Here is an 11,913-nt window from a genome sequence, read left to right as displayed (position 1 = left end):
GTTCTTTATCCTTTCGAAAACGATCAGTTTTCTGATCACACCGCTGGCATGGATATTAATATCTGTGACATTTGCATTCATGACGAATAAGGCGGGCAGAAGAAAAAAGAGAAATTTTGTTGCCTTTTTCTTATTGATGCTCTTCACCAACCCCTGGTTGGCCAACAAAGCCATTGGATTATGGGAAATTCCGCCAAGACCAATGGATCAGGAACAATATGACGTGGCTGTGGTATTGACAGGGATGACCAAGCCTGACCTGACATACGATGATCATGTACAATTCAATGGTGCTGCTGAAAGGTTCATAGAACCCCTCCGTTTATATCACCAAAAGAAGGTAAAGAAAATCCTAATCTCCGGTGGTTCTGGTAGTCTGATTTTTCCTGAATTGAAAGAGGCACCTGCATTAAAGGAATTAGCGCTTCAACTTAAGGTAGATGAGAAAGACTTGATCATTGAAATGGAATCCCGAAATACTTTTGAAAATGCGAAGTACACATCAGCAATCTTGAATGAGCAATTCAACGATCCATCCATCTTGCTGATCACCAGCGCCAGCCACATGAAAAGGTCTGCTGCATGCTTTAAGAAGCAGGGATTGTCACCTTATCTTTACCCAGTTGATTTGCAAACAAATCCAAATCATCAGTCCTTTCTCAAGGAAGCTATCCCTGATATATATGCCCTGAATATGTGGACCGCTTTTTTCCATGAGTTATTCGGGTATGCTGCCTATTGGGTGATGGGGTATGTATAGAATCCCAAAAATTCCCACTTTGCAAAGGGGATGGTCGAAGACTGGGGGATTTTAGTATTGCTCTTCTAGAAATCAATGCAAACAATTGCCCACAAAAAAAGCCCAGGCTAATTAACCCAGGCTTCAATGGCATATAAAAATGAGTAAAGCTTACTCTTCTTCTTTCTTTTCTTCTTCAGTAGCAGGTGCTTCAGCAGCTACTTCTTCTTTCACTTCCTCTACAACCTCAGTAGCTTCTTCTTTCACTTCCTCTACAACCTCAGTAGCTTCAGCTTTTACCTCTTCTACAGGAGCTTTTTCTTTCTTCGCCTTAGGCGCTTTTTTCGCTTTAGCAGCTGGCTTGGCTGCACCAGCTTCAAATTCAGCTTTGATCGCCTCGACATCAATGTTCTTGATCACAGGCTTGGTAGCCAACCGCTTCATTGCGTTGACTCTCTTCTTGGCAACGTTCTTATTCTTTCTGCCTTTTCTTTCTAAACGGGTAACAGCCATTATATTCTATTCGTATTTTGCTCGATTCAATAAGAGCGCAAAAGTACGGTTTTATATAGTTTTGTCCAAATTTCTTGAATAAACGTGCAAAAACCTTCATTACCTAAGGGAACCAGGGACTTTGGACCCGAAAAAACCCAAAAAAGAGACTACATCATCTCTAAGATCAAAGAGAACTTCATTAAATACGGTTTTCAGGGGATAGAAACACCAACAATGGAGAACCTCTCCGTATTAACCGGCAAGTATGGTGAGGAAGGTGATCAACTCCTTTTCAAGATCTTGAATTCCGGAGATTTTCTTTCCAAAACCAAGCAGGAAGATTTCGAAGCAGGAAGTAAAGCATTTTTACCGAAGATCGCTGAAAAAGGATTACGCTACGACCTGACCGTTCCTTTTGCACGTTTTGTGGTCATGAATCAAAATGAGCTTGCGTTCCCCTTCAAGAGATTTCAGATCCAACCTGTCTGGCGTGCTGACCGTCCTCAGAAAGGTCGCTACAGAGAATTTTACCAATGCGACGCGGACATCATTGGTACCCAATCCAAATGGAACGAAGTAGAATTGACCATATTGATCCACGATGTTTTCCAGGATCTCAACCTGAAAGACTATGTGGTCAAGATCAATCATCGGGAAATTCTATTTGATCTGGCCGCCTGGACCGGAGCCAAAGGCAAGGAAATCCCTTTCTGTGCGACCATTGATAAATTGGACAAACTACCTCAGGAAAAGGTAAGTGAAGAACTGCAGGGTATCGGATGCGATGATACTAAGGTCGAAGAACTACTCTCTTTGCTCAATAAAACCGAGGAGAATGAGCAAAAACTAGCAAGCATCCAACAATTGCTGGGCGAAACCAATGCAGTGCAGGAGTTGAATCGATTTTTAGAACGATTAAATTCTTTTACCGATCGTACGTTCCACGTAGAGCTGGACTGGAGTCTGGCCAGGGGCCTCTCCTATTATACCGGCATGATTTACGAAGTAAAACCTACTTCCGTGTCCATGGGAAGTATTTCAGGCGGCGGTAGATACGATGACCTGACTGGGGTATTCGGTCTGAAAGCTGTTTCAGGTATTGGCATCTCTTTTGGTTTGGACCGCATCTATGATGTAATGACAGAACTTGACTTGTTCCCGGAATCATTTCCATCGAGCATGCAGGTGCTGATCACCCACTTCGACGAATCTTCTTTCCTGCATGGCACACAGATGCTGGCAAAACTCAGAGTAGCCGGAATTGCATCAGATATCTATCCCGATGTGTCGAAATTGAAAAAACAAGTGACCTATGCCAATAAAATAGGTGTTCCGTTTGTTATCACCATAGGCAGTAGTGAAATAGAATCTGGCCAGTATTCGTTAAAAGACATGACAAGCGGTGAGCAAACTTCATTGACCTTATCAGCAATGATTGATAAGTTGCAGTCGCTTGCATGATAAAATCCGTTTTTTGCGTCTTAGCGTACTATTAATATTGTTTGCAACCCAGGGCCTCGCACAGCAGTTCAGCCAGGTGGGTCGGTTTTCCGTTGAACACAACCGGGGATGTGCTCCCTTTACGGTAAATCTTAACATCGAGGATGATTTTGGGAACATCATCAGGCAGTATTTCTACGAAGGCGCATCCACGCAAACCATTGATACCTTTTATACCTACAATACACCAGGAACATATGAGATAGTCCAGCTCATCGGTGTAGATGTAGATCCGAAAACAGACACGCTCTTCATCGAAGTATTGGATCCGGTCATTCCTGCATTTGGTTTTTCCATCTGCGAAGGCAATGAAGTCCAGGTAACGATCCAGGATGTGGGATATGAAGAATACCTCGTCCAGTTCACTAATACAGACGAAGTAATTGTGCCTGCCAGTGACCTAACCGCCAATTTCAGTTATCCCAATACAGGAACTCAAAGTATTTTAGTACAGGGGAGATTTTTGAATGCAGCCAATAATTGTGGATTCTCCAGACAGTCTTTAGAAATTCAGGCTTTTGAAAATCAAGGAACCATCGATAACCTCGAATTGATCCGCAGCTGCATCGACAACCTGAGTGCCCGTCTTCAATTCTCATTGTCAACGCATCAATCCTATGAACTGATGTTATCTGAGAATGGGACTAACTTTTCAACCATAGCTAACCCCACTCCTGCTGACCCACAAATTGAATTGTCCAACATTTCAAACTCCACTAATGCCTCCTTGTTTTTTCGTCTGGATGCGCTTTCCGATTGTTCAGGGCTAAGGATTGCAGGAGAAGTCATGGAAGTTGAAAACCCTATAGCTAGCCTGCCCTCTCTGGAAAATGCATACGTATCCTGGAATGACCAGGGAATCAACTTTCGCCTTGACGATATTGGCGCAGGAGAATACACAGCCCGCAAAAGAGTACCCGGGTTTGATTGGGAGTTGTTGGACACCCTTTTCAATGGATACACCGATCCTTACGTTTCGGATTTCCGCATTTATGAATATGAGGTCAGCTTTGCTGACACATGTGGCAACAACGTTCCGACCGTTACTTTAAGTCCGGCCTTCATTTCATATAGGGAAACCGATATCAACACCTATGAAATTTCATGGATTCCTCCAGTAAATACTTTGAATGACGCGTTTTTTCATGAAATGGTCATCACTGGAAATAGCAATCGCCTGGTGATCGAAAACCCGCTAGAGCCACAAAAGATTTTTCTTACGGAACCTCAGGGAGCGATCCAAATTTTGTCTCTGGAAACCATCTATCGCTTCGATACCCTACGTTCAAATCCAAAATCCTTGATGTATAAATTCCATGCCTATCTCCCCGATGCCTTTACACCAAATAACGATTTCCTCAATGATGAACTCAGAATTTTGGGCATCACTGCAACCGAAGTAGATTTCAAAGTGTTTAATCGCTGGGGTGAGTTGATCCATGTAACCAGCAATAAGAATCCCGCATGGGATGGACAGGTCCGAGGAGAACCTGCTCCCGAAGGCAAATACTACTATCGTTTGAGTTTTTTATCAATTGAAAATAAAAGAATCGAGCAACGCGGTAGCTTTGTGTTGCTAAGATAAAAGCACGACTATGTTTGATATGATGAAAATGATGGGCAAACTGAAGGAAGTTCAGGAAGAGATGAAAAAAGCCCAGGCAGGTTTGTCCAGTATTACCGTAGAATCAGAGGCCGGAGCAGGCTTGGTCAAGGCAACGGTAAATGGCAATAAGGAGGTGATCAACCTCGATATAGATCCGACGCTGTTTTCAGATCAGGACAAAGACCTGGTCAAAGACCTGATCATTGCAGCGGTCAATAAAGGCATCCAGGAAGCTGAGATAAAAGCAAAAGAACACCTTAAAAAATCAACAGAGGGATTGATCCCTAACATTCCAGGACTGGACCTGAATGGCATGGTCTAAATGAATGCTGTAGCGGTCGTCATCCTCAACTATAATGGGAGAAACTATCTGGAACAGTTTCTCCCGGCGTTGGTCAAATTCAGTGAGGGCACCAACATCGTTGTAGCAGATAATGCCTCTACCGATGATTCTGTGGACTGGATGAAAGCACATTATCCAGGTATCGATCTGGTCATTCTGGATCAGAATTACGGATTTGCCGGCGGTTATAATGAAGCCTTAAAACAGATTGATGCTGATTATTACATCCTGATCAATTCGGATGTAGAGGTAACCTCACATTGGTGGCAACCTTTGGTGAAATATTTGGATGAAAACCCAACCTATGCCGCGTGCCAGCCAAAGATCAATGCGTACCACAACAAAGACCAATTTGAATATGCTGGGGCTTGTGGAGGTTTCATCGATAGTCTGGGCTATCCTTATTGCCGAGGCCGCATCTTTGATGTCTTAGAAATCGACCATGGTCAATATGATCAAACGATTGATATCTTTTGGGCTACAGGCGCCTGTATGATTATCCGAGCAGAGCTATTTCATGAATATGGTGGATTCGATCCTGATTTTTTCGCGCACATGGAGGAAGTCGACCTTTGCTGGCGGCTAAAGAATGCACAATGGTCCATTGCCTGTATACCTGAAAGCAAGGTTTACCATGTAGGCGGAGGTACCCTTGATAAATCGAATCCAAGAAAAACCTACCTCAATTTCAGGAATAGTCTGGCAGTGATCACTAAAAACCTACCCGGGTACACCCTTTGGTGGAAACTCCCACTGAGAATCGCGCTGGACCTACTTGCAGCAGTAGTTTTCTGGAAAACAAATTCCTACGAACATTTCAATGCAGTTCTTACTGCTATCGTGGACTTTCTGAAAAATTTTGGGAAACATTTCGCCAAACGACGGACATTGAACTCGTGGCGAGTAACTACGGCTCGTACCTCACGGGTTGCTGTAATTTTCGATTTTTTTATCAGGAAAAAGAAAAAATTCGCAGATCTGTAGGATCAATAATACCACAATGGGTTGTTCCTACGTCGTAGCAATTTTCTAATATTCATAATAAATGCAAGGCCGAGGTATACGATCAGCGGCGAACCAAATGTCAGAAAAGAAGAATAAATAAAGAGTATTCTTATGCTAACAGTTGGTATGTTGAATTTTTCGCCAAGCCGGGTACACACACCAAAGGCTTGTTTTTCAAGGAAATCTTGAGCTTTATTCAATTTTTTGGTTATTTAGACACAAACATAACTGTAATTGGTCGATTTTGTTGAAATCCCTCGTTTAGTTAATGTTTATTTTTACCTAATATTGCACAAACTAAAACCTAATTTTAGAAAAGCATTCGAAAAGCTTAAAAAGAAAATCATGATCAGAATGAAAACGCTCAACATTGCTGTTGGTATTCTTCTTGGTGCGGCGGTACTTTCAGGATGTACCCTGGGCAAGATGGTAAAGCTTGCAGCACAGCAAGATTTGCAAGTTGATCCAAATCCACTTGAAGCCCACGGAGGAAAAGTTCCTTTCACAGTATCCGCTGTACTTCCTCCCAAAATGTTACCTACGGGTAAAGTATGGACTTTGAAAACCCTTTACCAATACGATGATAAGGAAATGGAAGTTGGATCAGTCGAGTTCCGTGCCGACGACTTCCCTAACAGCAGCACATCTACTTCAAGAAAAAGCGAAGATTTCGTTTTCCCTTACAGTGATGATTTGAATCCTGGTAAGCTTTTCATTCAGGGAGTTGCTTCAGACCCAAGAAATGGTAAGTCCAAGTCCTCTCCTAAACTGGAAGTAGCTGTCGGTATCATCACCACTTCTACGGCAGTAAAAGACGTTTATCTTGCTGCTTATGCTGAGCATGGATACAACGACAAAGAAGAATTGATCCCAACAAACGTTCCTTTCTTCTTCCCTCAGGGTCGTTCTACCTTGACTTCCAGCCTTGCAACTGATGGAAAATCCAACAAAGACAAGCAAAGTGATCTTTCTGCTTTCATTGCAGACAAGAACGTAACAAGAACAGTAACCATCACTGGTACTCACTCTCCTGAAGGTACTGAGCGTGTGAACAGCGACCTGTCTCAAGACAGAGCTGAGCGAATTGAGTCATGGTACAGAGCTCAAATGAAAAAGTACGACTATAAAGGTGCTGCTGATTCTATCAAATTTATCTTGAAGCCAGTTGTAGAAGATTGGTCAGGTTTGAGAGATGCTTTGAGAGATTACGAAGGCGTAACCAGCAGTCAAAAAGCTGCCATGGTACGCGTGATCGACGGATCAGGCACCTTCGAAGACAAAGAAAAGCAATTGAGAAAGTTGGATGGCTATAAGAAAGTATTCGATGAAGTATATCCTTCTTTGAGAACAGCTAAAACCGAGATCCTTACAGTTAAGCCTAAGAAATCTAATGCTGAGATCGCTGTACTTGCAAAAGGTGTAGCTGGTGGTTCTGTAAGCCAGGACACACTTTCTAGTGAAGAGTTGCTTTTCGCTGGTACATTGACTCCTGCTGTTAGCGAGAAAATGGATATTTACGCTGCTGCGACTAAGAAAGACGGAAGCTGGGTAGCTCATAACAACCTTGCTGCTGCTCACCTTGATCAGGCAAGAAGTGGTAACGGAAACACAAGCAAATTGGTAGAAGATGCATTGACGCAACTTCAAATTGCTGCAAGCAAAAACGATGCAGCTGAAGTACACGCTAACATGGCTTCTGCTTACGTAATGCAAGGCGAGCACGCTAAAGCTTACGAAAGCGCAGGCATGGCACTAGGTAAAAACCCTAGCCAGGCTTTAAAAGCTGACTTGAACGCACTGAGAGGCGCAATAGAAATCAGAATGGGTAACTACGATGCTGCTAAGTCTTCTTTGGCATCAGGTTCTGCTTCTGACAATGCTACCTTCGACAAAGGTCTTGCACACTTGTTGAGCAAAGATTACTCAACTGCCGACACTTTCTTCGGTGACGTAACAGGTTCTGACGCTGTAGGAGCACACGCTTACTACTACAGAGCGGTAACTGCCGCAAGAAGAAACGCACCTGCTGACATTGTTACTAACTTGAAAGAGGCGGTTAGCCTAGACAAATCTTTGAAAGACAAAGCACTTTCTGATTTGGAATTCTCCAAGTATGCTAACTCTGTGAGTGAAGCAGTTAAATAAGAAATATCATATTTCCGATATAAAAGCCCCCTTCTGGAGGGCTTTTTTTATGTCCGGACATATATCCGTGTAAAATTCAAATCAAACAGTACTTTTTGAGTCGTACAATTTGGCTGTATCAATTAATTTAGCGGCTGAAAAATTGAGAAATACATGAGGGTTATACAATTCAGAGAAGCCTTAGGCGAAGCGATGAGTGAAGAAATGAGAAGAGATGAAAATATCTTCTTGATGGGTGAAGAAGTCGCTGAGTATAATGGAGCCTACAAGGTAAGCCAGGGCATGCTCGATGAGTTTGGAGATAAGCGAGTGATCGACACGCCTATCACTGAATTAGGTTTTGCAGGCATTGGTGTTGGAGCAGCCATGAATGGCTTGCGTCCCATCATCGAATTCATGACTTTCAACTTCTCACTGGTTGCGATTGATCAGGTGATCAACAGTGCGGCCAAAATGATGTCCATGTCTGGAGGTCAGTACAGTGTACCAATCGTATTCCGAGGCCCAACTGGTAACGCAGGAATGTTGAGTTCACAGCACTCTCAAAACTTTGAAAACTGGTATGCGAATACACCAGGTTTGAAAGTCGTGGTACCTAGTAACCCCTACGATGCCAAAGGACTATTGAAATCATCGATCCGTGACAATGATCCCGTAATCTTTATGGAATCTGAATTGATGTATGGCGATAAAGGCGAAGTTCCTGAAGAAGAATACCTGCTGGAACTTGGAAAAGCGCACATCACTCGTCGAGGAAGCGATGTAACCCTGGTTTCCTTCGGAAAAATGATGAAGATCGTTGAAGAAGCGGCTACAGAAATGGCCAAAGAAGGCGTTGATTGTGAAGTGATCGACTTGAGATCCGTACGTCCCCTGGACTATGCAACGATCATCGAGTCGGTAAAGAAAACAAACCGTCTTGTCATTGTTGAAGAAGCGTGGCCTCTGGCTTCTATCTCAACAGATATCAGTCATCAGGTTCAGCGACATGCGTTCGACTATCTGGATGCCCCTATTCATCGCGTCAACAGCAAAGACCTTCCTTTGCCTTATGCACCCACGCTGATCCAGGAGATCTTACCGAGCACACAACGAACTGTTGAAGCCATCAAAGCAGTAAGCTATCGATAAGTGGTCTAAATCTTAAAAAATAAGAAAGCCACTCCTTGGAGTGGCTTTTATTATTTTCAGGGATTTGAAAAAGTTACTTAAGCATATTGCCAAGGGCCTTAGCCCCACCCATCTTGTTCATGGTTTTCATCATTTTTCTCATCTGAGCAAATTGCTTGAGCAACTGATTCACTTCCTGAATAGTTGTCCCACTCCCTTTTGCGATGCGTTGCCGTCGGCTTCCGTTGATCACATCAGGATTCTCACGCTCTTGGGGCGTCATGGACTTAATGATGGCTTCAATCGGTTTCAATGAATCATCATCAATATCTATGTCCTTGATGGCCTTACCCACGCCAGGGATCATCCCCATGAGGTCTTTCAAGCTACCCATCTTCTTGATCTGTTCCATCTGATTGAGGAAATCGTCAAAACCGAACTGGTTTTTGCGGATCTTTTTGTTCAGCCGCTTGGCTTCCTCTTCATCAAAGTTCTGCTGGGCTTTTTCAACCAGGGTAAGCACGTCACCCATGCCAAGGATCCTTTTGGCCATCCGATCCGGGTGGAATACATCGATAGCATCCATCTTTTCCCCGGTACCAATGAATTTGATCGGCTTATTGACCTGCTTGCGAATAGAAAGCGCTGCTCCACCTCGGGTATCACCGTCCAATTTTGTCAGGACAACTCCATTGAAGTCCAGGCGTTCGTTGAAGGTCTTGGCAGTATTGACCGCATCCTGACCTGTCATGGAATCAACAACAAATAGTGTTTCAGAAGGATTGATGGCATTTTTCACCTCTTCAATCTCCTTCATCATTTGCTCATCTACCGCCAAACGACCTGCGGTATCTATGATGATGGTCTTCTTGCCATTTTCCTTACCGTATTTTACCGCGTTTTTAGCGATCTGTACGGCATTCTTATTTTCAGGCTCTGCATATACTTCCACATCTACTTGCTCTCCCAACACCTTAAGCTGATCAATCGCCGCAGGTCGATAAATGTCACAGGCTGTCAACATAACCGTTCTACCCTGCTTCTTCAGCATGTTCGCCAGCTTGCCACTGAAAGTCGTTTTACCAGACCCCTGAAGTCCTGAGATCAATATCACATTAGGACTACCATCAAGGTTAATTGGCTCCTGACTTACCCCCATCAGTTCCGTCAACTCTTCTGCTACAATTTTTGTCAACAGCTGTCCAGGAGATACGGCAATCAATACATCCTGACCAAGGGCTTTTTCTTTGATGGTATCAGTGACTTCTTTCGCCACTTTGAAGTTCACGTCGGCATCTACCAGGGCCCTACGAATCTCTTTTACTGTAGAGGCCACATTGATTTCTGTGATCCTTCCCTGACCTTTTAGGTTCTTTACCGCTTTATCAAGCTTTACACTTAAATTATCAAACATCTTTCGTGAATTTCAAGGTACAAATTTAAGGAAGTTTACCCCCTTGATGTAACCTTTTTGCAGCAAATCAGTATTGGTTTATATAACAGTACCTTGCATAACAAAATAGTAGGTTTAGAAAGGATTTTCTGAGAATTACCAAAATTTTTATTTGTGCCGAGGTGAAAAACTTAAAATAATAAAAAAGAAATTTGCTCACCACAAACCAAACAGTCATGAAAAGATCAACTACCTTAATTGTTCTGGCATTATTGATGGCCATCCCTTTTGCAAGTTCCGCTCAAAAGTTGAAAGAAAAAGACCTGATTGGCACGACCTGGAAGCTCGTCATTGATATAGAAGACGTGCTGGAAGAGGCCGAAGAAGAAATGGAAGAAGAGGATAATCTACTCGGAGAAGTCATTCTAAGAGGCGTTTCTGGGCTTGTAGAGGGGATTATTGAAAATATCGACGTTTATTTTGAGTTCAAGGATGACAATGAATTAAAGATCTATATTGAGGCTTTTGGTTCAGACGATGTTGAATGGACAGATTGGTCAATCAACCGTCACGGAGAGCTTGTTATAGAAGATAATGACCACATCAAAACCGATGGAGATAGCTACTGGTTCATGGAAGATGGTCTGCTAGTTCATGAAGATAGCGGCAAGAAAAGAGACGACCCGAAGATCTTTATGACCCGGATTGATTAAAATACCCCGAATTGGGTATTGTATTTGTAATAAATTATGATTTAGCTTTGTTCACTGTACTGATTTGCAAAGATCAGTACAATTTTTTTTGATCTCATCCGCCCGAGACTAATGAAAAAAATAAAGCAGTGGAGTAGGACATGTATCCTATTTGCAGTCTACGTCTTGTTAATGTCCTTTTTTATGACAGAAGAACAGACTGTATTTGAGAAGCTATTGATTCAAAACTTCCATAGCCTCAGTATTTATAAACCTTTCTAATCCGAAAAAGTTCAATCCTTCAGAATCTTTTTGAGATTTGCTGGTGAATAGTTAATGGATTTAAGGGTTTTGTTGTCCTCGGTTCTATAAACAAGGAACAAGCCATCAGCTTCTTTAAAGTAACATGGCGTATTTCTCTCCTTTTCGTAATAGGCTACTGTTTGCTCAGCCTCTTCCTCTGTCTTACACGCTTTACTCATGTTTGAGCGCTGTACTTCCTCGAACAAATCTTTGAAATTCTCGCCCATTCCGAATTCCAGTACCGCTCCTGACAATACATATTGGATATCACATAGCGCATCTGCCACTTCGGTAAGATCCTTATTATCGATTGCTTCCTGCAATTCTTTCAACTCTTCACTGATCAACTCTACCCTTAACTTACATCGGTCCTCTGAAGGGATTTGTGGCGTATCGAGAATGGGGTGTTTAAAAGTCTTGTGAAACTCTGCTACCTGATTAAGCGGATCAATTTTTTCCATGCGGCAAATTAAGTGTCTTTTTGGTTCTCTTTTTTAATAGCAATACGAAGAAAGAAAACAAATCCTCCCATGATGATCCCCAGGATCAACACCATACTGATCAATGCTGAAGTACTCATAC

At 42.7% G+C, this 11,913-nt stretch carries 13 protein-coding genes; 8 read left to right on the top strand and 5 right to left on the bottom strand.

What is annotated here, in order from left to right; translation table 11 throughout:
* The first annotated feature begins 79 nt into the window (after positions 1 to 79).
* Positions 80 to 760 (top strand): YdcF family protein, encoded by a 681-nt coding sequence (locus R8G66_08155; GenBank protein MDW3192322.1) that lies wholly within the window; start codon positions 80 to 82, stop codon positions 758 to 760.
* Positions 761 to 910: 150 nt separating this feature from the next.
* Here R8G66_08155 and R8G66_08150 read toward each other — a convergent pair whose 3' ends face one another.
* Positions 911 to 1,252, bottom strand: a complete 342-nt coding sequence (locus R8G66_08150) for a hypothetical protein (GenBank protein MDW3192321.1) — start codon at positions 1,250 to 1,252, stop codon at positions 911 to 913.
* An 84-nt stretch (positions 1,253 to 1,336) separates the two neighbouring features.
* Here R8G66_08150 and hisS point away from each other — a divergent pair, with 84 nt between their 5' ends.
* From hisS to R8G66_08130, 4 genes are read left to right on the top strand one after another with little or no spacing between them, the layout of a single operon-like run.
* Positions 1,337 to 2,695 (top strand): histidine--tRNA ligase, encoded by a 1,359-nt coding sequence (gene hisS / locus R8G66_08145; protein MDW3192320.1) that lies wholly within the window; start codon positions 1,337 to 1,339, stop codon positions 2,693 to 2,695.
* A gap of 13 nt (positions 2,696 to 2,708) precedes the next feature.
* Positions 2,709 to 4,319, top strand: coding sequence for a gliding motility-associated C-terminal domain-containing protein (locus R8G66_08140; GenBank protein MDW3192319.1), 1,611 nt, complete (start codon positions 2,709 to 2,711; stop codon positions 4,317 to 4,319).
* A gap of 28 nt (positions 4,320 to 4,347) precedes the next feature.
* Positions 4,348 to 4,662 carry a YbaB/EbfC family nucleoid-associated protein gene (locus R8G66_08135; GenBank protein ID MDW3192318.1) on the top strand — a complete coding sequence of 105 codons (315 nt, stop codon included), beginning with the start codon at positions 4,348 to 4,350 and terminating at the stop codon, positions 4,660 to 4,662.
* Entirely contained in the window at positions 4,663 to 5,667 is a 1,005-nt protein-coding gene (locus R8G66_08130) for a glycosyltransferase family 2 protein (GenBank protein MDW3192317.1), read from the top strand. It abuts the gene before it with no gap.
* A 2-nt stretch (positions 5,668 to 5,669) separates the two neighbouring features.
* On the opposite strand, the gene R8G66_08125 is transcribed toward R8G66_08130, so the two are convergent.
* The gene (locus R8G66_08125) at positions 5,670 to 5,888 is read right to left on the bottom strand and encodes a PspC domain-containing protein (protein MDW3192316.1); all 219 of its coding nucleotides are present in this window, start codon (positions 5,886 to 5,888) and stop codon (positions 5,670 to 5,672) included.
* 145 nt (positions 5,889 to 6,033) lie between these two features.
* On the opposite strand from R8G66_08125, the gene R8G66_08120 reads away from it, so the two are divergent.
* Positions 6,034 to 7,833: a tetratricopeptide repeat protein gene (locus R8G66_08120; protein ID MDW3192315.1), complete on the top strand. Its 1,800-nt coding sequence runs from the start codon at positions 6,034 to 6,036 to the stop codon at positions 7,831 to 7,833.
* 153 nt (positions 7,834 to 7,986) lie between these two features.
* Complete coding sequence (locus R8G66_08115) at positions 7,987 to 8,964, top strand: pyruvate dehydrogenase complex E1 component subunit beta (protein MDW3192314.1); 978 nt, start codon at positions 7,987 to 7,989, stop codon at positions 8,962 to 8,964.
* Positions 8,965 to 9,037: 73 nt separating this feature from the next.
* Here R8G66_08115 and ffh read toward each other — a convergent pair whose 3' ends face one another.
* Positions 9,038 to 10,357 carry a signal recognition particle protein gene (gene ffh / locus R8G66_08110; protein MDW3192313.1) on the bottom strand — a complete coding sequence of 440 codons (1,320 nt, stop codon included), beginning with the start codon at positions 10,355 to 10,357 and terminating at the stop codon, positions 9,038 to 9,040.
* A 215-nt stretch (positions 10,358 to 10,572) separates the two neighbouring features.
* On the opposite strand from ffh, the gene R8G66_08105 reads away from it, so the two are divergent.
* Positions 10,573 to 11,049, top strand: coding sequence for a hypothetical protein (locus tag R8G66_08105; protein ID MDW3192312.1), 477 nt, complete (start codon positions 10,573 to 10,575; stop codon positions 11,047 to 11,049).
* A gap of 272 nt (positions 11,050 to 11,321) precedes the next feature.
* On the opposite strand, the gene R8G66_08100 is transcribed toward R8G66_08105, so the two are convergent.
* Both R8G66_08100 and R8G66_08095 read right to left on the bottom strand, forming a co-directional pair.
* Positions 11,322 to 11,792: a nucleoside triphosphate pyrophosphohydrolase family protein gene (locus tag R8G66_08100; GenBank protein ID MDW3192311.1), complete on the bottom strand. Its 471-nt coding sequence runs from the start codon at positions 11,790 to 11,792 to the stop codon at positions 11,322 to 11,324.
* An 8-nt stretch (positions 11,793 to 11,800) separates the two neighbouring features.
* Positions 11,801 to 11,911: a MetS family NSS transporter small subunit gene (locus R8G66_08095; GenBank protein ID MDW3192310.1), complete on the bottom strand. Its 111-nt coding sequence runs from the start codon at positions 11,909 to 11,911 to the stop codon at positions 11,801 to 11,803.
* Positions 11,912 to 11,913: the final 2 nt, after the last annotated feature.

It is taken from the genome of Cytophagales bacterium (genome assembly GCA_033344775.1).
GTDB lineage: Bacteria > Bacteroidota > Bacteroidia > Cytophagales > Cyclobacteriaceae > JAWPMT01.
This window is presented reverse-complemented; position numbering and strand designations above follow the sequence as displayed.

Excerpts from the sequence above, each read along its gene's own strand:
- R8G66_08155 (MDW3192322.1), top strand. The coding sequence starts at position 80 with ATGACGAATAAGGCGGGCAGAAGAAAAAAGAGAAATTTTGTTGCCTTT.
- R8G66_08150 (MDW3192321.1), bottom strand. The coding sequence starts at position 1,252 with ATGGCTGTTACCCGTTTAGAAAGAAAAGGCAGAAAGAATAAGAACGTT.
- R8G66_08135 (MDW3192318.1), top strand. The coding sequence starts at position 4,348 with ATGATGGGCAAACTGAAGGAAGTTCAGGAAGAGATGAAAAAAGCCCAG.
- R8G66_08130 (MDW3192317.1), top strand. The coding sequence starts at position 4,663 with ATGAATGCTGTAGCGGTCGTCATCCTCAACTATAATGGGAGAAACTAT.
- R8G66_08120 (MDW3192315.1), top strand. The coding sequence starts at position 6,034 with ATGATCAGAATGAAAACGCTCAACATTGCTGTTGGTATTCTTCTTGGT.
- R8G66_08115 (MDW3192314.1), top strand. The coding sequence starts at position 7,987 with ATGAGGGTTATACAATTCAGAGAAGCCTTAGGCGAAGCGATGAGTGAA.
- ffh (MDW3192313.1), bottom strand. The coding sequence starts at position 10,357 with ATGTTTGATAATTTAAGTGTAAAGCTTGATAAAGCGGTAAAGAACCTA.
- R8G66_08105 (MDW3192312.1), top strand. The coding sequence starts at position 10,573 with ATGAAAAGATCAACTACCTTAATTGTTCTGGCATTATTGATGGCCATC.
- R8G66_08100 (MDW3192311.1), bottom strand. The coding sequence starts at position 11,792 with ATGGAAAAAATTGATCCGCTTAATCAGGTAGCAGAGTTTCACAAGACT.
- R8G66_08095 (MDW3192310.1), bottom strand. The coding sequence starts at position 11,911 with ATGAGTACTTCAGCATTGATCAGTATGGTGTTGATCCTGGGGATCATC.